The organism is Tatumella citrea (genome assembly GCF_002163585.1).
Taxonomy (GTDB): Bacteria; Pseudomonadota; Gammaproteobacteria; order Enterobacterales; family Enterobacteriaceae; genus Tatumella; species Tatumella citrea.
This window is the reverse complement of sequence record NZ_CP015579.1, coordinates 4,450,469-4,474,152: the sequence shown is the minus strand read 5'-3', so window position 1 is coordinate 4,474,152 and position 23,684 is coordinate 4,450,469. Positions and strand designations below refer to the sequence as shown.

21 protein-coding genes are annotated in these 23,684 nt (G+C 52.6%); 11 read left to right on the top strand and 10 right to left on the bottom strand.

Features of this window, described 5'->3' with window-relative positions:
• Nucleotides 1–11: 11 nt before the first annotated feature.
• The 4 genes from pstA to ligB all read right to left on the bottom strand — a co-directional run bounded on the left by pstA (nucleotide 12) and on the right by ligB (nucleotide 5,111).
• A complete protein-coding gene (pstA, locus tag A7K98_RS21125; protein ID WP_087490295.1) occupies nucleotides 12–899 on the bottom strand; it encodes a phosphate ABC transporter permease PstA in 888 nt (295 codons plus the stop codon).
• Nucleotides 899–1,858, bottom strand: coding sequence for a phosphate ABC transporter permease PstC (pstC, locus tag A7K98_RS21120; RefSeq protein WP_087490294.1), 960 nt, complete (start codon nucleotides 1,856–1,858; stop codon nucleotides 899–901). The genes pstA and pstC overlap by 1 nt, the downstream gene beginning before the upstream one ends.
• Before the next feature lie 76 nt (nucleotides 1,859–1,934).
• Nucleotides 1,935–2,978 (bottom strand): phosphate ABC transporter substrate-binding protein PstS, encoded by a 1,044-nt coding sequence (pstS, locus tag A7K98_RS21115; RefSeq protein WP_087490293.1) that lies wholly within the window; start codon nucleotides 2,976–2,978, stop codon nucleotides 1,935–1,937.
• A gap of 381 nt (nucleotides 2,979–3,359) precedes the next feature.
• Entirely contained in the window at nucleotides 3,360–5,111 is a 1,752-nt protein-coding gene (gene ligB / locus A7K98_RS21110) for an NAD-dependent DNA ligase LigB (protein WP_087490292.1), read from the bottom strand.
• Nucleotides 5,112–5,348: 237 nt separating this feature from the next.
• Here ligB and gmk point away from each other — a divergent pair, with 237 nt between their 5' ends.
• From gmk to A7K98_RS21075, 7 genes are all read left to right on the top strand, one after another.
• Complete coding sequence (gene gmk / locus A7K98_RS21105; protein ID WP_198361124.1) at nucleotides 5,349–5,972, top strand: guanylate kinase; 624 nt, start codon at nucleotides 5,349–5,351, stop codon at nucleotides 5,970–5,972.
• A 54-nt stretch (nucleotides 5,973–6,026) separates the two neighbouring features.
• Nucleotides 6,027–6,302: a DNA-directed RNA polymerase subunit omega gene (gene rpoZ, locus A7K98_RS21100; protein ID WP_087490290.1), complete on the top strand. Its 276-nt coding sequence runs from the start codon at nucleotides 6,027–6,029 to the stop codon at nucleotides 6,300–6,302.
• Between the two features lie 20 nt (nucleotides 6,303–6,322).
• The gene (gene spoT / locus A7K98_RS21095) at nucleotides 6,323–8,443 is read left to right on the top strand and encodes a bifunctional GTP diphosphokinase/guanosine-3',5'-bis pyrophosphate 3'-pyrophosphohydrolase (protein ID WP_087490289.1); all 2,121 of its coding nucleotides are present in this window, start codon (nucleotides 6,323–6,325) and stop codon (nucleotides 8,441–8,443) included.
• Between the two features lie 4 nt (nucleotides 8,444–8,447).
• A complete protein-coding gene (gene trmH, locus A7K98_RS21090) occupies nucleotides 8,448–9,158 on the top strand; it encodes a tRNA (guanosine(18)-2'-O)-methyltransferase TrmH (RefSeq protein ID WP_087490288.1) in 711 nt (236 codons plus the stop codon).
• Nucleotides 9,155–11,233 (top strand): ATP-dependent DNA helicase RecG, encoded by a 2,079-nt coding sequence (recG, locus tag A7K98_RS21085; RefSeq protein WP_087490287.1) that lies wholly within the window; start codon nucleotides 9,155–9,157, stop codon nucleotides 11,231–11,233. The genes trmH and recG overlap by 4 nt, the downstream gene beginning before the upstream one ends.
• A gap of 78 nt (nucleotides 11,234–11,311) precedes the next feature.
• A complete protein-coding gene (locus A7K98_RS21080) occupies nucleotides 11,312–12,706 on the top strand; it encodes a uracil-xanthine permease family protein (RefSeq protein WP_157666043.1) in 1,395 nt (464 codons plus the stop codon).
• Nucleotides 12,707–12,896: 190 nt separating this feature from the next.
• Nucleotides 12,897–14,570 carry an AsmA family protein gene (locus A7K98_RS21075; protein ID WP_087490285.1) on the top strand — a complete coding sequence of 558 codons (1,674 nt, stop codon included), beginning with the start codon at nucleotides 12,897–12,899 and terminating at the stop codon, nucleotides 14,568–14,570.
• Between the two features lie 53 nt (nucleotides 14,571–14,623).
• Here the strand turns inward: A7K98_RS21075 and fabY are convergent, their stop codons facing one another.
• From fabY to yihX, 4 genes are all read right to left on the bottom strand, one after another.
• Nucleotides 14,624–15,565, bottom strand: a complete 942-nt coding sequence (gene fabY / locus A7K98_RS21070; protein WP_087490635.1) for a fatty acid biosynthesis protein FabY — start codon at nucleotides 15,563–15,565, stop codon at nucleotides 14,624–14,626.
• 59 nt (nucleotides 15,566–15,624) lie between these two features.
• Entirely contained in the window at nucleotides 15,625–16,062 is a 438-nt protein-coding gene (gene dtd / locus A7K98_RS21065) for a D-aminoacyl-tRNA deacylase (protein ID WP_087490284.1), read from the bottom strand.
• Nucleotides 16,059–16,910, bottom strand: coding sequence for a virulence factor BrkB family protein (locus tag A7K98_RS21060; protein ID WP_087490283.1), 852 nt, complete (start codon nucleotides 16,908–16,910; stop codon nucleotides 16,059–16,061). The genes dtd and A7K98_RS21060 overlap by 4 nt, the downstream gene beginning before the upstream one ends.
• A gap of 66 nt (nucleotides 16,911–16,976) precedes the next feature.
• On the bottom strand, nucleotides 16,977–17,582 hold the full coding sequence (yihX, locus tag A7K98_RS21055) for a glucose-1-phosphatase (RefSeq protein ID WP_087490282.1): 606 nt from the start codon (nucleotides 17,580–17,582) through the stop codon (nucleotides 16,977–16,979).
• A 268-nt stretch (nucleotides 17,583–17,850) separates the two neighbouring features.
• Here yihX and A7K98_RS21635 point away from each other — a divergent pair, with 268 nt between their 5' ends.
• From A7K98_RS21635 to A7K98_RS21040, 4 genes are read left to right on the top strand one after another with little or no spacing between them, the layout of a single operon-like run.
• A complete protein-coding gene (locus tag A7K98_RS21635) occupies nucleotides 17,851–18,333 on the top strand; it encodes an outer membrane factor lipoprotein domain-containing protein (protein WP_232461578.1) in 483 nt (160 codons plus the stop codon).
• A complete protein-coding gene (locus A7K98_RS21050; RefSeq protein ID WP_232461577.1) occupies nucleotides 18,296–19,279 on the top strand; it encodes a TolC family protein in 984 nt (327 codons plus the stop codon). Before A7K98_RS21635 ends, A7K98_RS21050 begins: the two co-directional genes overlap by 38 nt.
• A complete protein-coding gene (locus A7K98_RS21045) occupies nucleotides 19,272–20,381 on the top strand; it encodes an HlyD family secretion protein (RefSeq protein ID WP_087490281.1) in 1,110 nt (369 codons plus the stop codon). Before A7K98_RS21050 ends, A7K98_RS21045 begins: the two co-directional genes overlap by 8 nt.
• Nucleotides 20,374–21,942 carry a DHA2 family efflux MFS transporter permease subunit gene (locus tag A7K98_RS21040; protein ID WP_198361123.1) on the top strand — a complete coding sequence of 523 codons (1,569 nt, stop codon included), beginning with the start codon at nucleotides 20,374–20,376 and terminating at the stop codon, nucleotides 21,940–21,942. Before A7K98_RS21045 ends, A7K98_RS21040 begins: the two co-directional genes overlap by 8 nt.
• Here the strand turns inward: A7K98_RS21040 and A7K98_RS21035 are convergent.
• Together A7K98_RS21035 and A7K98_RS21030 are read right to left on the bottom strand one after the other, a co-directional pair.
• Entirely contained in the window at nucleotides 21,939–22,709 is a 771-nt protein-coding gene (locus tag A7K98_RS21035; RefSeq protein WP_087490279.1) for an AraC family transcriptional regulator, read from the bottom strand. The two genes, A7K98_RS21040 and A7K98_RS21035, sit on opposite strands and share 4 nt — an antisense overlap.
• On the bottom strand, nucleotides 22,687–23,616 hold the full coding sequence (locus A7K98_RS21030; RefSeq protein ID WP_087490278.1) for a LysR family transcriptional regulator: 930 nt from the start codon (nucleotides 23,614–23,616) through the stop codon (nucleotides 22,687–22,689). Before A7K98_RS21030 ends, A7K98_RS21035 begins: the two co-directional genes overlap by 23 nt.
• Nucleotides 23,617–23,684: the final 68 nt, after the last annotated feature.

Below are 23,684 nucleotides of genomic sequence, written 5' to 3'. Positions count from 1 at the left end.
CGCCGCAAAAATTAGTTTTTACGTTTTGTAAAAATGACCCGTGCCAGGACATTCAGCAGTAATACGCAGATGGTAATAATAAGTACCCCTGCCCAGGCCAGGCTCTGCCATTGAGAAAACGGGCTCATGGCAAACTTATAAATAGTCACTGGCAGGTTAGCCAGCGGCTGCATCATGTCGGTACTCCAGAACTGATTCGATAATGCCGTAAACAGTAAAGGTGCTGTTTCACCGGCAATACGGGCAATCGCCAGCAGAACTCCGGTGATGATGCCGGAGACAGAGGCTTTCAGTGTGATGACCAGAATCATCTTCCACTTAGGGGTGCCTAATGCATAGGCTGCCTCACGCATCGTATCAGGTACCAGTTTCAGCATGTTCTCGGTAGTACGGATAACAATTGGAATTTGCAGCAGAGCCAATGACAATGCCCCGGCCCACCCGGAGAAGTGATGCATAAAGGCAACCACCAGGGTGTAGACAAACAAGCCAATAACAATCGATGGTGCTGACAGCAGAATGTCGTTAATAAAACGAATCACTTCGGCCAAAAGAGACTTGCGACCATATTCAGCCAGATAAATCCCGGCCATGATCCCCAGTGGTGTCCCCACCAAAGTTGACCAGAAAATCAGTAAGCCACTTCCCGCCAGGGCATTAGCGAGGCCACCACCATCGGTGTTTGGCGGGGGAGTCATCTGAGTGAACAGGTCGATGTTTAAACCGCCGATCCCCCGGGAGATAGTGGTCCAGAGAATCCACACCAGCCAGAACAGACCAAAAGCCATGGTCAGTAGTGACAAAATGATCGCTATCTTATTTTTAAAACCACGCCATGCCTGCATTTTTCTCCGGGAAGCCTGCAGAGCAGCATGGTTATCAAGATCCATCTGAGTCATTAGCGGGCTCCCTCATTTTTGGCTAAACGCAGAATCATCAGTTTGGAAATTGCCAGCACCACAAAAGTGATAAAGAACAGGATAAGACCCAGCTCCATCAACGCTGCAATATGTAATCCCGATTCCGCTTCAGCAAATTCGTTAGCCAGTGCTGACGTAATACTGTTTCCAGGCATATACAGCGACGGGCTGTCGAGCTGGTAGGTATTCCCGATAATGAAGGTCACGGCCATGGTTTCACCTAAGGCTCGTCCCAGCCCCAGCATCACACCACCTATCACACCGTTGCGGGTAAATGGCAGTACGATATTCCAGATAACCTCCCAGGTGGTGCATCCGAGACCGTAGGCTGACTCTTTCATCATCACCGGGGTCTGCTCGAAGACATCACGCATCACCGAAGCAATGTAAGGAATAATCATAATAGCCAGAATAAGTCCGGCCGCCAGAATCCCGATACCAAATGCCGGGCCGGAAAACAGCTGGCCAATAATCGGTACATTAGAAAGCAGATCGCCTACCGGGGTCTGGAAATATTCAGCAAATAAAGGTGCAAAAACAAATAATCCCCACATACCGTAAACAATACTGGGAATAGCAGCCAACAATTCGATGGCGGTACCTAACGGGCGCCGCAGCCAGCCGGGTGAGAGCTCAGTCAGAAACAACGCAATACCAAAGCTAACCGGTACTGCAATCAGCAGAGCAATAACCGATGTCACCACAGTGCCATAAATCGGTACTAAAGCCCCGAACTGCTCATTCGGCGCATCCCAGGTTTTATTCCACAGGAACGAGAAACCGAATTTATGAATACTTGGCCAGGAAGAAATGATCAGGGAAACAATAATTCCGCCCAGCAGCAACAACACAACCAGCGCAGAGATCTTCACCAATGCGCTGAAAATGATATCACCCTGTTTTCCCGGGGCTTTGAATGTCGGCTTTATTTCCGCCATAGGAGTCTCTGTCTTAACTATTAACAGGGCGGCATCAGCCGCCCGGGGGGTTCACAACATATAACGGAGATTAAGCTTACTGATACAGTGCTTTACCGTTGCTGTCTGTGATATTTGCTTTCCATGCAGTACGGATTTGCGCGACTACAGACTCAGGCAGTGCAGCGTAGTCCAGGCTTTCGGCAGTTTTGCCACCGTTTTTGTAAGCCCAGTCGAAGAATTTCAGCACTGCGGCACCTTTAGTAGCATCCGCTTGCTTTTTGTAGACCAGGATAAAGGTGGTTGAAGAAATAGGCCATGCATCATCACCTTTCTGGTAAGTCAGGTCCTGAGCAAAGCTCTGCTGCCAGTCCGCACCTTTGGCAGAGTTACTGAAGCTCTTCTCTGAAGGCAGGATTGATTTACCATCAGCATCTACCAGTTTGGTGTAAGTCAGGTTGTTCTGCTTAGCATAAGCATATTCAACATAACCGATTGAACCAGGCAGACGTTGTACGAAAGCCGCTACGCCGTCATTTCCTTTACCGCCCAGACCGGTAGGCCAGTTAACGGTGTTGCCTTTACCAATTTTGCTTTTCCACTCGTCATTAACTTTTGACAGGTAGCTGGTGAACACGAAAGATGTTCCTGAACCATCTGCGCGGCGAACCACGTTAATATTGGTGGATGGCAGTTTGATACCAGGGTTCAGTTTTTCGATAGCCGGGTCATTCCATTTTTTGATGTTACCCAGATAGATATCACCGACAGTCTTACCGTCCAGAGTCAGTTCACCGGATTTCACACCTGGCAGGTTAATTGCCAGTACCACGCCACCAATTACGGTAGGGAACTGGAACAGACCATTTTTTTCCAGGTCAGCATCGCTCAGAGGTGCATCAGAAGCACCGAAATCAACGGTTTTAGCAATGATCTGTTTAACACCACCGGAAGAACCGATGCCCTGGTAGTTAACCTGGCTACCGTCGGTTTTCTGGTAATCCGCGGCCCAACGGGCATAAACCGGGGCCGGGAATGTACCGCCAGCTCCGGTCAGATTTGTTGCTGCGAATGCAGAAACAGTACCTACAGCCATAGTTGCTGCCAGTACGCGGGCTACCGTGTTACGCATCAGTGTCATATTCCCTCCGGGGGAGTTAATCTCAGGCTCAGTGCCATTTTTAAATGAGTTCGTCTTGCTGCACGAGGCAAAATAGGACAGTTTGGTGACATTAATATGTACGAAATATGACAGTTTTATGACAGGCAGAAAGACCCTCTTCAGGTCATCGTTTCACAGTGTCTGACTGAAATACCCCGTAAAGCCCCAGCTTAGCAAACGTATACCACCGATAGCACTTTTTGCAACTCTGCTAATAGTAACGGTTGTTACTATAACACCACAGCAGCGATAACGAATTGAACTATCAGGTATTTTAGTCGCTATTTTGTAAAGACTCCAGCCGAATGGTTGCAAAGGGAATTGCCAGGAGGGGCAGCCGCAAGGCTGCCTTTTTTGCTTTCAGTTCGGTAATGTTTTGTCTGTTTCCGGGGTTTCCGGCAGCAACTTAAACATCTGCTCTGCCCGGCCGCTTACCGGCTGCGGTGGTATTCCCTGGCGGGCGAGGAAAGCAATTAACATCTGCGTTTGTCGGTCAGTGCCAATAGCCACAATTTTCTGAGCCATTCCTCTGCCAATCCCCGGTAATTTCAACCACTCAGAGGCCGGTGCCGAAGAGAGCAACTGCCAGTGCTGCCATGACAACTCCCCTGCAGCACGTTCAGGCAGCGGCAATCCCAGACTAAGCCACCAGTGTCTGACCGGTAAATATTTCACCCGCTGAAACTGCTCAATGGTAAGCTTTGCTGTTTCTTCACTTAACCCGGCCTGTTCTGTCAGCTCCGAAGCCGTAAACTCCAGCCATGAAAACAGATGTGTGAAACGGCCGACCAGCAGTAACTGCTGCCAACGGGCTCGCTGTATTCCTCTGAATCCAAAAACCTGCTGGTGACTAAGCCATATCAGACGTGCCAGAAACTGCTCATAGCACTGTTTTGACACCGTCATACAGCTGAGCGAATGGTATTTTTCGGCCTCAGGGGGGAGCGGATAGTGGCGTTCAGCCACCCGCCAGATGACCCGTCCGGCAACCGGAATACCCTGCCCTGCCAGCCGCAGCGCTACCTCATCTCCGCTGACAATATCCAGTTGCTTCCAGCGGGCGGGCGAGCCCAGGCTAACATGTGACACCCGCTTATCACCCAGTAATAGTGGCTCCACATCCATGACGACGGTTATTTTTCCGGTACGTCCTGTTGTAAAATGTATTCCGGTCACCCGGCTACTTTTTTCCGGTGGCGGATACTTCCAGGCAACAGACCAACGATTCTTGCCTGGCTGCCACTCTCGCGGTGCTGCAGGCAGGCTGTGGATAACCACCCCATCGCTGGCAAATGGGAGTGCTCCATTAAACCAACGCTCACGCCATTCCGCGACCTGTTGCACACTATTGACCGGCTGGCTCCATTGGGCCGCGAGCGGAAATCCCCAGCGGCTGAGCTGAACCAGCCTGGCAGAAAATGAAGGCGGTCCGGCAGGCCATGCCCAGATAAAAATACCGGGAGACTCCTCAGGCCGAAGAGGCTGCAGCCTGCGCATCAGACCCGCCACTCTGGCACGGTCATTACAGCCTCCCTGTACTCTCTGAATATGGTGCTGTCGTGGCATAAACAATTCGCCCTGTAACACTACTTCATCCTCAAGCGTGGCGATGTGTTGCGGAACAGACGTAACCGATGCGGCTTTTGCCAGCCAGTCTTCTCCCTGTCGGCCGTCGCCCCGGCTGGTCACTGCAGCCAGTTTCCCCTGGCGGTACACCAGTGTCACGGCCACTCCGTCAATTTTGGGTTGCACCCACAAATCCGTTTTTCCCGACATCCATCCCGCCAGTGCTGCCTGATCCGCCATTTTTCTGACCCCGGTATGAGCTACCGGATGTAACTGCCGGCCGGAGGTTTTCCATCGATCCGGCACCGGGTCCACGGGCAGGGAAAAGCAGTGTTGCCACTCTGCCAGACGCCTGCGCAACTGATCATAGTGGGTATCACTGGTCAGGGAAATTCCTTGTCGGTAATAGGCGTCATCCCACTTTTGTAGTTGTTGTGCCAGTTGGTGAGTTTCAAGACGAGCCCGCTCCATATCCCATTGCGGACAGGCAGCAAGACCGGTCAGCGGATAGAGCATCAGAGCAATTGTCGTGAATTTCTGCCACATAGGCGACCTCCTGAGGGGGTCAGGATGTTATGTCTGGTGTAGCAGAACCATCAGTGATGTTGTTTTTTCGGGGATTTATCGAAAAATAGTGAAGAGATTACCAGGCCAGACAAAGCGATTTGCGAACAGCGCTAAAAGAAATCTGTGGCTAATTGCATGCAAACGCTGCGCCAGTGGCGCAGGGCGTGTATAATAGAGCAGATATTGTCCCCGCTCTTTACTCAATTCAAGATAATCATGGCCCAAGGTACACTGTTTATTGTTTCCGCTCCTAGTGGTGCGGGTAAATCCAGCCTGATTCAGGCGCTGTTAAAAACACAGCCTCTGTATGATACTCAGGTATCTGTTTCCCATACCACCAGGGATATGCGCCCTGGCGAGGTTCAGGGTGACCACTATTTTTTCATCTCTAAGGATGAGTTCCGTACCATGATCTCTGACGGAGCCTTTCTGGAGTATGCTGAAGTGTTCGGAAATTATTACGGCACATCCCGTAAAGCAATCGAGCAGGTACTGTCTACCGGGGTAGATGTGTTTCTGGATATCGACTGGCAGGGAGCGCAACAAATCCGCCAGCACATGCCCACAGCACGGTCAATATTTGTCCTGCCGCCATCAAAAGATGAGTTAGATCGCCGTCTGAGAGGCCGTGGCCAGGACAGCGAAGAAGTTATCGAAAAACGTATGGCAAAAGCGGTAGATGAAATGAGTCATTATGCAGAGTACGATTATCTGATTGTTAATGACGATTTTGATCTGGCGCTGCTGGATCTGAAAACCATCATTCGTGCAGAACGTCTGCGAATGAGGCGTCAGAAAGCCCGTCATGATGCATTAATCAGCAAATTATTGGCACACTGAAGCAGCTTTCAGTATTATGCCCAGTCATTTCTTCATCTGTGGAGTAGCACACTTATGGCACGCGTAACCGTTCAGGACGCAGTAGAAAAAGTTGGAAACCGTTTTGACCTGGTACTGGTCGCTGCACGTCGTGCGCGTCAGATGCAGGTCGGTGGTAAAGATGCCCTGGTTCCGGAAGAGAACGACAAACCTACCGTAATCGCATTACGCGAAATCGAAGAAGGTTTGATCACTAACCAGATTCTGGATGTCCGTGATCGCCAGGAACAGCATGAGCAGGAAGCAGCCGAACTTCAGGCCGTCACCGCAATTGCTGAAGGTCGTCGTTAATCTGACTGTGCAGGCCGCCCTTGTATCTGTTTGAAAGCCTCAATCAACTGATTGAAAAATATCTGCCTGAAGACCAAATAAAACGTCTCAGGCAGGCTTACCTTGTCGCTCGTGATGCTCATGAGGGCCAGACGCGTTCCAGCGGTGAGCCTTATATTACGCATCCGGTTGCTGTTGCCTGTATCCTGGCAGAAATGAAACTCGACCATGAAACACTGATGGCCGCGTTATTACATGATGTCATTGAAGATACCCCGGCAACCTTTCAGGACATGGAACAGCTGTTTGGAACCAGTGTTGCAGAGTTAGTTGAAGGTGTATCCAAGCTGGATAAACTGAAATTCCGCGACAAGAAAGAGGCTCAGGCAGAAAACTTCCGCAAGATGATTATGGCCATGGTGCAGGACATCAGGGTCATTTTGATCAAGCTGGCAGACCGGACACATAACATGCGGACCCTGGGTTCGCTGCGTCCGGACAAACGGCGGCGTATCGCCTTAGAAACACTTGAGATTTACAGCCCGTTAGCACACCGGCTGGGGATCCATCACCTGAAAACCGAGCTGGAAGAGCTTGGCTTTGAGGCGCTGTATCCAAACCGTTTCCGCGTGATTAAAGAAGTGGTGAAAGCCGCCCGCGGCAACCGTAAAGAGATGATTCAGAAGATCCTGGCCGAAATTGACGGCCGGCTGCAGGAAGCTGGTATTGTCTGTCGCGTCAGTGGCCGCGAGAAACATCTCTACTCGATTTATCAGAAAATGCATCTTAAAGAGCAGCGTTTTCATTCTATTATGGATATCTATGCCTTTCGCGTTATCGTGAAAGATGTGGACACCTGTTACCGGGTGCTGGGGCAGATGCACAGTCTGTATAAACCCCGCCCTGGCCGCGTCAAAGATTATATTGCCATTCCCAAAGCCAACGGCTATCAGTCGCTGCATACCTCAATGATTGGCCCGCATGGCGTGCCAGTAGAGGTACAGATTCGTACCGAAGATATGGATCAGATGGCAGAAATGGGGGTGGCAGCCCACTGGGCATATAAACAGCAGGGCGAAAGTGGTACCACTACAGCTCAGGTCCGTGCACAACGCTGGCTGCAAAGCCTGTTAGAACTGCAGCAAAGCGCCGGTAACTCCTTTGAATTTATCGAAAGTGTTAAATCAGATCTGTTCCCTGACGAAATTTATGTGTTTACCCCGGAAGGCCGCATTGTGGAACTGCCAGCCGGAGCGACTCCGGTCGATTTCGCTTATGCAGTGCATACCGATATCGGCCATGCCTGTGTCGGAGCCCGGGTAGACCGCCAGCCTTATCCGTTGTCGCAATCGCTGACCAGCGGTCAGACGATAGAAATTATTACAGCACCTGGTGCCAGACCGAATGCGGCATGGCTGAATTTTGTCGTCAGCTCGAAAGCCCGCGCTAAAATCCGCCAGTTACTGAAGAATCTCAAGCGCGAAGAGTCCGTCAGCCTTGGCCGCCGGTTATTAAGCCATGCTCTTGGCGGCAGTAAGAAACTGGCCGAAGTTCCGCAGGAAAATATCCGACAGGAACTGGACAGAATGAAGCTGGCCAGCCTTGACGATCTGCTGGCAGAAATCGGGCTCGGCAACGCCATGAGCGTTGTAGTAGCTAAGAATCTGCTGCCCGGAGAAACGCCGGAATCACTACCTCAGGCATCAGCCAAAAAGCATAAATTGCCGATCAAAGGCGCTGACGGGGTGCTGATCACCTTCGCCAAATGTTGCCGCCCTATCCCGGGTGATCCTATTGTGGCTCACGTGAGCCCGGGTAAAGGATTAGTGGTACACCACGATTCCTGCCGAAATATCCGCGGCTACCAGAAAGAAGCCGAGAAATTTATGCCGGTCGAATGGGATGATAGTGGTGTCACTCAGGATTTCGTGACCGAAATTAAAGTTGATATGCTGAATCATCAGGGAGCTCTGGCCAATCTGACCGCAGCAATCAACGCCAGCCAGTCTAATATCCAGAGCCTGAACACCGAAGAACGTGACGGCAGGGTCTACAGTGCCTATATGCGCCTCACGGTCCGCGACCGTATCCATCTGGCTGATATCATGCGGAAAATCCGTGTTATGCCGGATGTTATAAAAGTACACCGGAATCGTAATTAGTGGCATGAATAACCAACGTTTTTCACGGATCTCGGAAATGCTGGCCCGTCGCCAGCATGACCTGACAGTCTGCATGGAGCAGGTACACAAACCCCATAATGTATCGGCAGTGATCAGGACTGCGGATGCAGTAGGCATCCATCATGTTCACGCCGTCTGGCCCGGCGACCGGATGAAGACTATGGTATCGTCATCAGCCGGTAGCAACAGTTGGGTGAAAGTGATCACACATCGCACCATCGGTGATGCTGTCAGTACTGTTAAATCTCAGGGAATGCAGGTTCTGGCCACCAATCTGTCCGATACTGCCATCGATTTTCGTGAAATTGATTACACCCGCCCAACCTGTATTCTGATGGGTCAGGAAAAAACCGGAATTACCCGCGAAGCTCTGGCGTTGGCCGATCAGGACATTATTATTCCGATGCTCGGGATGGTGCAGTCTCTGAACGTCTCAGTCGCTTCAGCACTCATTCTGTATGAAGCCCAGCGACAGCGACAGATTGCCGGCATGTACCAGCGAGATCACTGCCTGCTGGATGAAGAAGAACAGCAGCGTTTGTTGTTCGAAGGCGGTTATCCGGTACTGGCGCGGGTCGCGAAACAAAAGCATCTCCCCTACCCCTACATTAATCGCGACGGGGAGATTGAAGCTACCGATGACTGGTGGTCTGCAATGCAAGCCACCGAACGCAGCCGAAAGAAGAAACAATGAAAGGCCGCCTGCTTGATGCCATCCCGCTGAATACCCTGACCGGGGTCGGCGCCAGCCAGGCTGCTAAACTCGCCAAACTGGGCCTGCATACCTTGCAGGATCTACTGTTACATCTGCCCGTGCGCTATGAAGATCGCACCCGTCTTTACCGGATTAATGACTTGTTGCCTGGTATTTATGCCACGGTAGAGGGTGAAGTGTTGTCAACTGAAGTCGCATTTGGCAGGCGGCGGATGCTGGTATGTCAGATCAGTGACGGCAGCGGTATCGTCACCTTACGTTTTTTTAACTTCAACGCCGGTATGAAGAATAATCTGGCTACCGGCAGCCATGTGGTCGCTTATGGTGAAATCAAACGTGGCCAGCGCGGCGCCGAAATTATCCATCCGGAATACCAGATCACTGGTCAGCAAAACGTTACCGAATTACAGGAAACACTGACACCAGTGTATCCGACGACCGAAGGGATACGTCAGGCGACGCTACGAAAACTCACCGATCAGGCATTGCAGTTACTGGAAAGTTGTCCGGTAAGTGAACTGTTACCGCCGGAACTGAGCAGCGGAATGATGTCGCTGTCTGCCGCTTTAAAAATTCTGCATCGCCCGCCGCCGGAAATGGAGCTCGTTGATCTGGAACATGGGAAACATCCTGCCCAGCAGCGGTTGATCACCGAAGAATTGTTAGCTCATAACCTGAGCATGCTGGCAGTGCGCGCTGGCGCTCAACGTCACCATGCACTGTCAATCCCGGCAAATCGCCCGTTGACCCAACGCTTTCTTGCCTCATTGCCTTTCAGCCCAACCGGTGCCCAGCAACGTGTCGTCAAAGAGATAGAGCAGGATTTAGCACACGATTACCCAATGTTACGCCTGGTTCAGGGTGATGTCGGTTCCGGGAAAACCCTGGTCGCTGCGCTGGCTGCGTTGAATGTCATTGCCAGCGGACACCAGGTCGCTCTGATGGCACCAACAGAACTACTGGCTGAGCAGCATGCTGCAAATTTCCGTAACTGGCTGGCTCCACTGGGGATTGAGACAGGCTGGCTGGCTGGCAAACAAAAAGGGAAAGCCAGACAGGCGCAGCAGGAAGCCATTGCTTCCGGTGATGTACAGATGATTGTCGGTACCCATGCACTGTTCCAGGAACAAGTGAAATTTCAGTCGCTGGCATTAGTTATCATCGACGAACAGCACCGGTTCGGGGTACATCAGCGACTGGCATTACGTGAAAAAGGTGAGCAGCAGGGGTTCCACCCCCATCAGTTGATCATGACAGCCACGCCTATCCCCCGGACCCTGGCAATGACAGCCTATGCCGATCTGGATACCTCAACCATCGATGAGTTACCTCCCGGGCGTACCCCGGTCACTACGGTGGCTATCCCTGATACCCGGCGGGAAGAGATTATTCGTCGTGTTGAACAGGCATGTCAGCAGGGTCGTCAGGCATACTGGGTATGTACCCTGATTGAAGAGTCCGACCAGCTGGAAGCACAGGCTGCGGAGGCGACCTGTCAGGAGCTTCAGCTTGCATTGCCTGAAATGAAAATTGGCCTGGTGCATGGCCGGATGAAACCGGCGGAAAAACAGGCTGTGATGCAACAGTTTAAAGAAAATCAGCTGCAGTTACTGGTTGCGACTACGGTTATTGAAGTTGGAGTTGATGTACCCAATGCCAGCCTGATGATTATTGAAAACCCTGAGCGGTTGGGGCTGGCTCAGCTGCATCAGCTTCGAGGACGTGTCGGCCGGGGAGCCGTCGCATCGCACTGCGTATTGTTATACAAAGCCCCGCTGAGCCACACTGCCCAAAAACGGTTACAGGTGTTGCGCGACAGCAATGATGGTTTTGTCATTGCCCAGTATGACCTGGAGATTCGCGGGCCGGGAGAACTCCTCGGTACCCGGCAGACCGGGAATGCTGAATTTAAAGTCGCCGATTTACTACGCGATCAGGCGATGATCCCTGGCATACAGCGTATTGCCCGGCATCTCCACCAGAAATATCCGGAGCAGGCAGCCGCCCTGATTGACCGCTGGCTGCCAGCCACAGAACGCTTTACCCAGGCCTGATTTTTACGTCCCTCCATCGGCAAACGTTTGCTTTTAGCCGGCAGATAATTACAATCGCTTTCTTTTCGGCTATCAGGAATGGTTTTAATGTCTTCCGACGCTCCGTTGCACTCGCAGCCCGCACCCTCCCGTAGTGAACTGGTATATCGCCTGGATGATCGGCCCCCTCTGCCCCAGGCATTATTTGCCGCATTACAGCACCTTCTGGCGATGTTTGTGGCAGTCATTACGCCGGCACTATTGATCTGCCAGGCGTTGGGATTACCGGCAGCCGATACCCGGCACATTATCAGCATGTCTTTATTTGCCTCCGGTGTGGCTTCTGCTTTGCAGATTAAAACCTGGGGACCGGTCGGGTCAGGACTGTTATCCATTCAGGGCACCAGTTTTAATTTTGTTTCACCACTGATTATGGGGGGCCTGGCGCTGAAACACGGCGGTGCCGATGTCACTACCATGATGGCAGCTCTGTTTGGCACACTAATGCTCGCCTCCTGTACCGAAATGTTGCTGTCCAGGGTTTTGCCTTATGCCCGTAGGGTGATCACCCCTCTGGTCTCCGGAATAGTCGTGATGATCATTGGCTTATCCCTGATTCAGGTCGGGCTGACCTCGATTGGCGGGGGCTTTACAGCACTGAGCAACCATACCTTCGGTGCACCGGCGAATCTGCTGCTGGCCGGGGTCGTATTACTGACCATTATTATTCTGAACCGCCAGAAAAATCCGTATCTGCGTATCGCTTCACTGGTAATCGCCATGGCTGTTGGCTATCTGCTTGCCTGGGCCCTGAATATGCTTCCGGCCAGTGCACCGGTAACGGATACTTCGTTAATCATGATCCCGAGACCGTTCTATTACGGGCTGGGCATTGACTGGAATCTGCTGCTGCCGCTAATGCTGGTATTTATGGTGACCTCTCTGGAAACTATCGGCGATATTACAGCAACCTCTGATGTTTCTGAGCAACCGGTCAGTGGACCGTTGTATATGAAGCGTCTGAAGGGTGGCGTGTTAGCTAACGGCCTGAACTCCTGCGTATCAGCGCTGTTTAATACCTTTCCAAATTCCTGCTTCGGTCAAAACAATGGCGTGATTCAACTGACCGGTGTAGCCAGCCGGTATGTCGGATTTCTGGTGTCTCTGATGTTGATTCTGCTGGGCCTTTTCCCGGCAGTCAGTGGGGTGGTTCAGCATATTCCGGAACCTGTACTGGGGGGAGCGACTCTGGTGATGTTCGGTACCATCGCTGCTTCCGGGGTACGTATTATTGCCCGTGAAGCTATCGATCGCCGTGCCATCATGATTATCGCTATTTCTCTGGCCGTGGGCCTCGGAGTATCTCAGCAACCTTTAATTCTGCAGTTTGCTCCGGAGTGGCTGAAAACACTGTTATCCTCGGGTATTGCTGCAGGCGGTATCACCGCTATTATTCTGAATCTTATTTTTCCGGTGACAGCCAGCGAAAAGTAAATGTTACCTGGCCTCCCCGCAACGGGGAGGCTTGACCAGGGTGATTCAGCCACTATTTATCGACTGGTTTTGCTGTTCTTTCCGGTTTTTCCCCGTGTTTTGCCAATAACTTGCATGTTCAACATTGAGGTCTGACGTAATTTCAGGCATAACAGGCAGTAGCTCATTCTCAGGACTCAGGACAGACAAAATGAAATTTATTGGAAAATTTTTCCTGATACTGCTGCTCATCCTTTTGCTGCTGCTGGTTGCTGCCTGGTTTGTACTGAAAAGCACCTGGGGCGCAGGCACGCTTAGCCGCTGGATCAGCGACGATACCGTTTATCATTTGTCTATTGGCCGAATAAGGCATTCGCTAAGCTCGCCGTTGGTTGTTACCCTGGATGACTTTACTTTCGGCAATGACGGACAGCCGGCCATGGTAGTTGCCGGTAAAGTCACGCTGGGACTCTCCTTACTGCAATTTAGCGATCCATCGCATTTTGACAGCCTGCGTCTCAGCGATGGTGAAATCGATCTGGCTAACATTCGTCCCGGTACCGGTTTCCCGTTACAGGCTAACCATCTTTACCTGGATAACATCAGCGTCGTACAACCAGATGTCAATAAAAGCTATCAGACCAGCGAGACAACCGCAGAAATTAGCCCGTGGAAACCTTCACAGTCAGAGATGCTGGGCAACAGTTATAGCTTTCACATTGGTATCGGTCAGCTGACTCTGGGACAGCAACATCTGCAGAATATCAGCGCCCGTGGCTCAGTCTCGCCACAGAAACTGGTGCTGGATAATGTGAACGGAGAGGCCGAACGAGGCACATTCTCTGGTTCCGCCATCCGGGAAGCAGATCACTGGCAAATCCGGCAATTGAATCTGGAAAACACCCGTTTCCAGACCTCGAAAAGCCTGCCTGAGTTGCTGGCTCCGCTGGAACAACACGATATTCAGCCCGGTCAGGTATCGGTCAGTCATGCCACCATTGTAGGGCCTGACTGGGCAGTGACCGACCTGAATCTGCAACTGAATAATCCACAAATCCCCGACAATACACTGCTGAGCGAGGGCGGAAAACTTTCGCTACAGGCCAGTGAATTTGTCTGGGGAACCCAGGGATTCACCCAGCCACAGGTTGCGATGGAGCAAACGGCTCAGGGGCTGAATATCAGTAACTTCAGTACCCATTGGGTAAACGGCACTGTGACCGCCAACGGTACATGGTCCCCTGACAGTCGGCAGCTGGCGGTGGGTAATCTTTCCCTGACCGGGCTGGAATATACCCTGCCCGAAGACTGGCGACAGTTCTGGCAGACTCCGTTGCCTGACTGGCTGGATTCGGTTCTGGTCCGCAACCTGACGATTAATAACTCACTGGTCATTGATATTAATCCACGCTTCCCGTTCCAGATGACGGCGTTACATGCCAGCGGGACTCAGATGCTGCTGGCTCAAAACCATCAGTGGGGAATTTGGTCCGGAGACAGTGAATGGCAGGCCGCCGAAGCCACCTTCAATCGTCAGGATATCCGCGCACCATGGCTGAAACTCCATGCAGATGCACAGAAAATTAGCATCAATGACTTCAAAATGCTGGTGAATAAAGGCCCGATGGTTGGCAGTGCGCAGATATCCCAGCAGCCTTCGCGTGATTTCAGTGTGAATCTGCGCGGACAGTCAGTTCCGGTCAATATGTTTGCAAACTGGGGATGGCCGGTAACCAGCGTAACAGGTCAGGGCAACCTGACTCTGAATGCCTCCGGTAGTCTGCAGGCCGACAAACAGTTGGCTCCGACGGTAAATGGTTCGCTGAATATCTCCACTGATGCAGGTGCGGTTCAACAGACCATGCAGAACGGGAATATTCGGTAGATCGCTCGCGGTGAGGCACTCCATCACGGAGGGCGTCACCACAATCAGGCGGGTCAGTCTATCCCCGACCCGCCCTCTTCCAGAGTCCGAAGCGGATCGGCTGGCAGTACAATGTACACACCCTCAAATACGGCTCCGGTTTCGTCGTCCCCTGACAGGGAAACATCCAGACGAACTCTTGCCTTGCGGCCACGGGCCAGACGGTCCAGATCACCGCGTAAAGACCCCAGGTCAGCTGCTGCGCCAGGACGCCCGGTAATCGGTTTGCTGTAACGAATATGAGCATCTGCCAGAATAATCGTACCGCCCAGATGGCGCTCGCGCAGCAATAACCAGATCAGTCCCCAGCCAGTCAGTGTTGCCAGTGAAAACAGGCTGCCTGCGAACAAGGTATGGTGAGGGTTCTGATTACCCGCTTCCGGCATGGTGGTGATAAACTTACGACCGGTATATTGCAGTATCCGCACCCCCATCTTCTCGCTCAGAGGAATATGATCATACCAGGCTTGCTGCAGCTGCCCGCACCAGTCGGCACGATGCAGAATATCATCCATTGTCACTATCGGTTTTATCATCAGAAAGTGACGAACCGGAGTCGTTTGTGCCGCAGTGATTTCGCCCTGATTGACGTACCCAAGTTTGGCAAAGAATTCGACGGCATCTTCCCTGGCACTACAGGTCACCCGTTTTACGCCTTCCTGACGAGCGACCGATTCCAGAGTCATGATCAGCAGAGTGCCGAGCCCTTTTCCTCTGACTGTCGGGTCCACTGCCACAAATCGTATTGACGCTTCATTATCAGCATTAATATACAACCGCCCGACCGCGACCGGCTGATCATCTTCACCTACCACCATCTGATGATGCGCGGTAGCATCCCAGGCTTCACGTTCAGAGCCTTCAGGCTGTTTCAGAGGCTTGCGCAACATTTCCCAGCGGAAGTGAAAGTAAGTCTCCAGTTCCTGCGGTGTTTGAGGGACACGTAAATGGTACATAAACTGATTCTCCCTGTTGCCGGATACATTCGCCGGTGGAGCGACAGCCAGAGGTTCACTCATACCTGTAACCAGAAGGTTACTGGTCCGTCATTGACCAGACTGACCTGCATATCTGCCGCAAACCGGCCATTCTCAGTGTGCACACCTTGCTGACGACAACAGTCACTAAAATATTCGTATAACTGCCGGGCAGATTCAGGGGTGGCGCCACCAGAAAATGATGGCCGCATCCCCTTTTGCGTATCGGCAGCGAGGGTAAACTGAGACACCACCAGCAGACTACCCTTTGCCTGTTGCAGATTGAGGTTCATTTTCCCCTGATCATCACTGAATACCCGGTAGCCCAGAACCCGTTCAGCTAAGCGCTGTGCTTTCTTTTCATCATCATCTTTTTCAACCGCCAGTAGCACCAGCAAACCGGCAGCAATCTGTCCTGTGATTTCACCATCAACAGTGACGCAGGCTTCGGTAACCCGCTGAATTAATGCAATCATGAAGCTTCAGGTCCTTCTTTTGGAGATTGTTTTAACTGGCGATAGTGTTCAATAGAGACCGTAATCTCAGCGCCGAGTAATACAATACACCAGGTCCAATACATCCAGAGAATTAATATTGGGATCACTGCCAGCACGCCATAAATCATCTGATAGGAAGGAAACGTCGTGATATATAAAGAAAATGCCTTCTTGCCAGCTTCAAACAATACCCCGGCCACCATCGCCCCGGTCAGGGCATCCAGTGCAGCCACCTGGCGGGTCGGAACAATGCTGTAAAGCAGCCAGAAAGCCAGAACCGACAGCAGTAACGGGAACACCCGTAACACCGGTTCCAGCAACCGGATAACCCCGCTGTCATTAATCCACTGGGCAGAAAACAGAATAGAACTCAGTGCCAGGCTGGCCCCTGCCAGTAACGGCCCCAGCGTTAAGACCATCCAGTAAACGGCAAAGGAAAACACTAAAGGCCGTTTGGTCCGGCTACGCCAGATAGTGTTCAGAGCGCTGTCAATCGAGTGCATTAACAACAGGGCCGTGACAATTAACCCGATGGCCCCGACTGCCGTCATCCGGTTCACATTACTGACAAACCGTTCCAGATAGTCTTCCACCACGGTGCCTGCTGCCGGTACAAAGTTACTGAAAATAAAGTGCTTCAGCTGAACACTGATGTCAGAAAACACCGGAAATGCAGCGAACAGCGCAAAAACAACCGTGGCCAGCGGAACCAGCGCCAGAAGCGATACAAAGGTCAGGTTACCTGCATGCACGGTCATGTTATCTTCATCGATTCTGCGCCACAGAACGACCAGCCATCTGAGCGGAATCTTTACCGGTAATTTCATGCTGTTGAGCTCCCTGCTGACTACAGAGATACGGGGTTAACGGTTTTTCGGCCCCCGCGAGAACTTTCAGGAGTGTACTCCGGAGGTGGCAAACCACTGCCGGACAGTCTCCGGTCCTGTGACCAGTACGCTGTGGATTCCTGCCTGACGGGCCGCATTGATATTGGACTCATTATCGTCAAAGAACACGACCTCGCTGGCAGCGACTCCTTCTTTCTCCAGCACTGCCTGGTAGATCCCGGGCTCAGGTTTACGCATTTTCAATTGCTGAGAGAGATAAATTGCGTCTGCTGCAGAGCTCACCTCCGGATACTGCTGAGGCCAGAATTCACAGTGCAGATTATTGGTATTCGACAGAATGACAACCCGGTGTCCTGCAGCGCGTAATGCATTCATCTGCGCGACTGTGTCATCACGCACACCGACAAAAACCGCCTGCCATCCTGCAGCAAACTGGTCATAACTCAGATTCACTTCCAGTGTTTTGCAGATGAGTTCTGCAAACTGTTGATCGGATATCTCACCACGTTCGTGCTGTTCAAAAGCTTCATCGAAGGTAAAACGATTTTGCAGCAGCGCTAAAGGCACCCCACTTAAGTGGCTCCAGACGCCCAGTACACGATTAAAATCGATATCAACGATGACATTACCCAAATCAAAGATGTAAAGCATAGTCGCCTCCCTGGTCGCGAGTGATCTATTCAATGTAGCGGCAAATCGTCCGGGTTAACAGAAAAGTCAGTCCGGAAAAAATGTTTCATATTTCTGCAAAGAAGGCGGTCCGCTGGCTAAGATCTTTCCCGCCTGACAACACCCGAAAGTCTGCAAGGGAAGCAGAGCGCCAGAATGACCTTTTCAAGATAATAGTAGTCCATCCGGCGCAATAGCGGCAAAACAGATCACCATAAACTGGACGCATTCTCATTAACGGATGCTATCCATGACCTTTCCACGCTGGCCATTAGCGGCACTAATCACTTTATTTATTACCGGTTGTACGGTGGGGCCCTCTGCGCCACCTGCCAGCACATTACCTCTGCCTCCTGATGCCCCTGCAGATCCCCCTCTGACCGACCAATGGTGGATGATGTATCACGACACGGCGCTAAACGCAGCGGTAAGTGAGGCCCTGCGGAATAACCGTGATTTGCGGGTTGCCGCAGCAGATTTACTCACTGCTGATGCTCTCGCAGATGAAACCGGTGCGCAATCCCTGCCAGCCACTCGTTTTACCAGCAGTGCCGGCTATGGCAGTACGTTAAGCGATCAGTTACAGGCCGCCCTGGACAACAGCCAGGATATTCGTCGCGGTAACCGCTATGGCATTGGTATGGATGTCAGTTGGGAGTTAGATCTGTCGGGCCGTTTGCGCAGAATGCGTCAGGGTGGAAGTTGCTGCCGCCACGACCCGCGCCTGGCTTAATGTCTGTAGCGATACGCAGCAAATCGCCGTCGCACGCCATGCGGTACATCTGGCAGAGCTCGGTGCCAGCGTTACCGCCCGGCTACAACTCGCCGGTGCCGTCGGAGAAACTGACCGCCTGAATGCGCAACTCGTGGCAGATGCTGCCCGCAGCACTCTGCCGGGCCTGGCGGCACAACGGGAGCATGATCTCAGCCAGTTGGCGGTGCTGATGGGGCGTCTGCCGACTAACCCTCCTCTGGCGGCCGTCAGTTGTACACAGCCACCGGAATTACCGGATGCTGCCATGCCATGGCGTAATCCTACGCAGATGCTGAAACGCCGTCCCGATGTTCGTGCGGCCGCTGACAGGTTGCGTGCGGCAACCGCACAGATTGGTGTCGAGGTTTCCGGACTTTATCCGCAGGTTACTCTGGGGTCATCCATTTTTACCTCGGCCCCACAAATTGACGGCTGGCGTAAAAGTGGTGCCAGCGTCTGGAGTCTGGGCCCTCTGATCAGCTGGTCGTTCCCGGATATAAGCGCCACCCGGGCGCGGATCGCCGGAGCCAATGCCGGCGAACAAAAAGCGCTGGCAAATTTTGATCAGGTGATTCTGCGTGCATTGCAGGAAATGCAGGATGCACTGGCACGCTACCGGGCAGATCAACAAGAGCTGGCAGAAACCACTCTGACAGAGCAGCACAGCTGCCAGACTCTGGCGTTGGCCCGAGCCTCATATATCGCCGGAGCGATCACCGAACCGGAATTTATTGACAGTGAACGCAATCTTATCCGCAGCCAGCAGCAATTACTGCAGGTTCGGGCGCAATGGCTAAACAGCCAAATCACTCTGTTTAAAGCACTGGGCGGAGGCTGGCAACAGGCTCCGCGACTGATACTGCCGGTACCGGTGCGTTCTTCTGTTCCATTAACTGCCGTTGTAGAGAAAAATAACCATGACTGATAATACATTGCCTGCTGCCATCGCTGCCCGACGTACCGTTATTATGCGGCGTAAACTGTTATTGCCCGCTGTCGGGGTTATCGCCGCTTGCATCGCGGCGGGGTTCTGGTGGAACAGCACTCGCTGGCAGGTCAGCACCGATGATGCTTATGCGCGAGCTGATATTGTAACCCTGGCTCCAAAAATCTCCGGCTATATCGCTCGCGTCGAAGTTGGTGACAATCAGCACGTCACAGCCGGGCAACCTCTGGTAATGCTGGAGGATAAAGATTATCGCGCCAGAGCCGAACAGGCTGAGGCTGCCTGGCAGACTGCTATTGCGGCCAGGGAGGTTATTGAGACGCGTATCAGGCAATTCCCTTTACGCGTACAACAACAGCACACTCAGATTACTGCCGCAGCCTCCCGGTTACAGGCTGCAGAGGTAGCAGAAGTGCAGGCCCAAAAGGGACTTACCCGTCAGACTGATCTGAACCGGCAACATATCAGCAGCGCTGAACTGCTGGAAAATGCCCGGTCGATAGCAGCACAGGCAACGGCTGCCAGCAGTGAAGCCCGCGCCGGTTTACAACAACAGCAATTAGCGTTGTCGCTGTTGCAGCAGGAACAACAGGCATTGCAGGCTGAAAGTTCCGGCGCAGACGCCCATATCCGCGAAACCCTGGCTCAACAACAGCTGGCAGCGATTGATCTGCAAAATACCCTGATCCGCAGCCCGGTGACCGGCACTATCGCCCGACGAACAGTTCGTCCGGGAGAACTGGGGGAACCCGGAGGGCCACTGCTGGCTGTAGTACCGGATGCGATATATATCATAGCTAATTTTAAAGAAACTCAGATGGCTAATATCCGTCCGGGTCAGCCAGCTACCGTCAGTGTCGATGCCCTTAACAGCCAAACTTTTCACGGTAAAGTGGTCAGTCTGGCGCCGGCCTCCGGGGCAGAGTTCGCTCTGCTGCCCAGCGACAATGCAACCGGTAACTTCACCAAAATTGTCCAGCGAATGCCGGTCAGAATTCAGCTGACCGCTGGTCAGGAACAAATGGCGTCAATCCGGCCCGGCATGTCGGTTGATGTCAGCGTGGATACTCATCATGAATAAAGATAACCAAAACGATGCGATTTCCCTGCGCAGCTGGGTGGCTGTGCTTGGCAGTGTCATTGGCTGTTTTATGGCAGGGATGAATGTTCATGTCACCAATGCGTCACTGCCCGATGTCAGAGGGTCGTTAGGTGCCACCTTTGAAGAGGGTTCCTGGATCACCACCGCTTATCTGGTCGCCGAGATTATTATCATCCCTGTCACCGGCTGGCTGGTTTCAGTCTTTGGTATGCGCAAAGTATTAATGACCGGAACCTCAGGTTTTGTGGTGTTCTCGGTGGTCTGTTCGCTGGCCCCCAATATCCAGACCATGATTTTTGCCCGGGCACTGCAGGGTGCGTTTGGTGGGGTGCTAATCCCCCTCTCCTTTCAGTTGATCATCGGTGAATTACCCTCCCGTAAACACGCCCTTGGGATGGCATTATTTGCTGTGGCTAATAATGTGGCACAGGCTGCCGGCCCGGCACTGGGTGGATGGCTGACCGATGTCTGGTCGTGGAGATGGATTTTTTATTTACAGGTTCCACCAGGATTACTGTTGTTGGCGGCTATTGGCTGGTCTGTCAAACCTCAGCCACTAAGTCTGGACAAGCTTCGCAACAGTGACTGGTGGGGAATGGGCTCCATGGCAGTCGGTTTATCCGCCCTGCAGATTATGTTGGAGGAAGGAGGCCGGGAAGACTGGTTCTCTTCCCCCTTTATTATTAACTGTACCATTATCGCCATCACCGGGTTGGTGGCGTTCGTCTGGGTGGAATTGCGGACCTCTCATCCGTTTATTAATCTGCGTTTACTGGGAGAATACAATTTTGGTGTTGCCAGCCTGATGCAATTCTCATTTGGCGCCGTGGTGTTTGGTGTGGTGTTTTTGGTGCCCAACTATTTTGCAGAATTGCAGGGATATAATGCTAGGCAGATTGGTATGCTGATGATCCCCTACGGCATCGTACAGTTCATTATGTCTTTTGCTACCCCGTATCTTATGCGGCTCAGTAGTCCCCGGGTCATTATCATTGCCGGTTTTGTGATTACCGCCGTAGGCTGCGGAATGAATATTCATTTAAACCCCGATGCCTCAGCCAACGTGATTGTACCGTCACTGGTAGTGCGCGGGATTGGCCAATCACTGGTTGTCGTAGCTCTTGGGGTGATGGCCATTCAGGGTCTGGATAAAACACAATCAGGTTCAGCTTCCGGGTTATTTTCAATGGTGCGTAATGTCGGAGGGGCCATAGGGATTGCGTTGTGCAGTCAGTCCATCGTTGATTTCACCCGGCAACATGCACAGCAAATTGGCAGTGCCGTGACTCCCTTTTCCCCGGCAACACAACAACAGATGGTCGATACCGTCAGATTACTGGCCGGTCATGCAGTCAGTTATCAGGAGGCTCTTTATGGCTCAGGAACACAGTTACTCCGACAGCAGGCTCTGGGAGTGATGAATGAGGCTGTGCAACGTAATGCAGAGTTTCTGGCTTACAGCGATACTTTCTGGATTGCCAGTGTTTGCATGTTGGCCTGCGCTGTGACCGGATTATTCCTGCGGCGTACTTTCCATTAGCGATAGAAAGCGGTCGGAGATACGCCAAACTGGCGGCGAAATGCCGCCGTAAAAGCACTCTGGCTTTCGTAGCCGTGTTGCAGAGCCACTTCCAGTACCGACATTCCACCCGCCAGCGACTCCAGAGAGAGCAGCAGCCTTGCCTGTTGCCGCCAGCGCCCGAAAGTCACCCCGGTGTGGCGCAGAAACTGGCGCTGGAATGTTTTCAGGCTCATCGCCAGCTCTGCTGACCACTGGCTGGCCGTCCGGTTATCCGCAGGAGAATTAGCGAGGACTTCACAAACCCGTGCGATGCGTGGGTCCTGAGGCCAGGGCAGGTTAAAAGGTAATACCGGCAAAGAACACAACTCATCGAGTACAAAGCGCATCAGTCGTCCGTCTCTGCTGTCAGCCTCATAATCACTGGCCACACTGACAGCCGCCAGAATCAGTTCCCGCAGCAACGGTGAAACATCAATCACGCTATCATCTTCGGGCAGTCCTTCAATCGCGCCGGGACGGACAAACAAGGTGCGCATCCTTGCCGCGCCGCGCATCCGCACAGTATGACTGACACCGGCCTGCAGCCACACCGCCCGGCTGGGAGGAACTACCCAGCGTCCTGCAGCAGTTTCCACGACCAGTACACCTTCAATCGCATACACCAGTTGCGCCATAGGATGGCTGTGTGCAGCAATGGTAAAGCGGTCCGGATAATCTGCCGCAATGCCAGTCACCGGGCCGTTGCGATCCAGTAATGTCTGTTCAGACCAAACCGGTGGGTTCATGGTTGTTCTCCGCAGCCTTTGATGCCTGGAAATGACGTAAGAAATCGATAAACCCGCGGACACGGGCCGGAACATAGCGGGTATCCGGATAGACAGCATAAATCCCCTGAGCAGGAAATTGCCACTCCGGCAGCACCACTGATAATTTTTTGCAAAGCAGGTCCTCTCTGACCAGCCATTCCGGCAACAGAGCGATTCCGCATCCTGCCAGAGCAAAGCTACGCAGAGCAGACGAATTATCTGCCGACAGTTTTGCCGGATTATCGATATTAAGCGCAGACTGTTGCCCTTGTGGACCTTCTAATATCCAGTGCAGTGCATCCGCGAGTCCGTCATGGATAATCCAGTCGGCTTTAGCCAGTGCCTCTAATGAGTTCACCGGATGAGTTTCCAGCCAGCACGGGGCCGCTACTGCCAGAATTGCAAAACGTTCAATAAGCGCCGCACGGTAACGCGAATCGGCCAGGGTCCCCAGCCGGATAGCCACGTCAAAGCGTTCAGCAATCAGATCTGCCGGTTGCGATGAAGAGGAGAAATGCACGCCGAGTTGCGGATGCTGACTGGAAAAGGCCGCCAGAGCGGGCACGACCAGAGCCTGGCCAAATTCAGGAGTACTGGTGACTCGTAATTCCCCACTAAAGCCGCTGTGGACCATCCGCACATCACTGACCAGTTGCTCTGCCTGCTGCAACAGTTGCTTGCTGCGCAAATAAAAGGCGTCACCGGCCTCCGTCAATGCCAGCCGGCGTGTGGTCCGCAGCAACAACGAAACCCCCAGTTCAGCCTCAAGCTGGCGGATATTAAAGCTGACGACCGCTTTCGTCTGGCGCAGCGTTGCCGCCGCGGCTGTAAAACTGCCGGATTCCACCACTGCAATAAACATCGCGACACGCTGCAGGCTCAGCATTCACAGCCTCATTATTGTCAAAATAATTTTGATAGTTTATCACCGCCAACGGCGTTTATCCCGTGAAG

What these genes read in the sequence shown, in the direction of transcription:
- A7K98_RS21075 (WP_087490285.1), top strand. Translation starts at nt 12,897, where the DNA reads ATGAAATTTATTGGAAAATTTTTCCTGATACTGCTGCTCATCCTTTTG.
- ligB (WP_087490292.1), bottom strand. Translation starts at nt 5,111, where the DNA reads ATGTGGCAGAAATTCACGACAATTGCTCTGATGCTCTATCCGCTGACC.
- yihX (WP_087490282.1), bottom strand. Translation starts at nt 17,582, where the DNA reads ATGCTTTACATCTTTGATTTGGGTAATGTCATCGTTGATATCGATTTT.
- A7K98_RS21045 (WP_087490281.1), top strand. Translation starts at nt 19,272, where the DNA reads ATGACTGATAATACATTGCCTGCTGCCATCGCTGCCCGACGTACCGTT.
- A7K98_RS21635 (WP_232461578.1), top strand. Translation starts at nt 17,851, where the DNA reads ATGACCTTTCCACGCTGGCCATTAGCGGCACTAATCACTTTATTTATT.
- gmk (WP_198361124.1), top strand. Translation starts at nt 5,349, where the DNA reads ATGGCCCAAGGTACACTGTTTATTGTTTCCGCTCCTAGTGGTGCGGGT.
- dtd (WP_087490284.1), bottom strand. Translation starts at nt 16,062, where the DNA reads ATGATTGCATTAATTCAGCGGGTTACCGAAGCCTGCGTCACTGTTGAT.
- A7K98_RS21040 (WP_198361123.1), top strand. Translation starts at nt 20,374, where the DNA reads ATGAATAAAGATAACCAAAACGATGCGATTTCCCTGCGCAGCTGGGTG.
- pstC (WP_087490294.1), bottom strand. Translation starts at nt 1,858, where the DNA reads ATGGCGGAAATAAAGCCGACATTCAAAGCCCCGGGAAAACAGGGTGAT.
- pstS (WP_087490293.1), bottom strand. Translation starts at nt 2,978, where the DNA reads ATGACACTGATGCGTAACACGGTAGCCCGCGTACTGGCAGCAACTATG.
- A7K98_RS21035 (WP_087490279.1), bottom strand. Translation starts at nt 22,709, where the DNA reads ATGAACCCACCGGTTTGGTCTGAACAGACATTACTGGATCGCAACGGC.
- trmH (WP_087490288.1), top strand. Translation starts at nt 8,448, where the DNA reads ATGAATAACCAACGTTTTTCACGGATCTCGGAAATGCTGGCCCGTCGC.
- pstA (WP_087490295.1), bottom strand. Translation starts at nt 899, where the DNA reads ATGACTCAGATGGATCTTGATAACCATGCTGCTCTGCAGGCTTCCCGG.
- A7K98_RS21060 (WP_087490283.1), bottom strand. Translation starts at nt 16,910, where the DNA reads ATGAAATTACCGGTAAAGATTCCGCTCAGATGGCTGGTCGTTCTGTGG.
- recG (WP_087490287.1), top strand. Translation starts at nt 9,155, where the DNA reads ATGAAAGGCCGCCTGCTTGATGCCATCCCGCTGAATACCCTGACCGGG.
- fabY (WP_087490635.1), bottom strand. Translation starts at nt 15,565, where the DNA reads ATGTACCATTTACGTGTCCCTCAAACACCGCAGGAACTGGAGACTTAC.
- A7K98_RS21030 (WP_087490278.1), bottom strand. Translation starts at nt 23,616, where the DNA reads ATGCTGAGCCTGCAGCGTGTCGCGATGTTTATTGCAGTGGTGGAATCC.
- rpoZ (WP_087490290.1), top strand. Translation starts at nt 6,027, where the DNA reads ATGGCACGCGTAACCGTTCAGGACGCAGTAGAAAAAGTTGGAAACCGT.
- A7K98_RS21080 (WP_157666043.1), top strand. Translation starts at nt 11,312, where the DNA reads ATGGTTTTAATGTCTTCCGACGCTCCGTTGCACTCGCAGCCCGCACCC.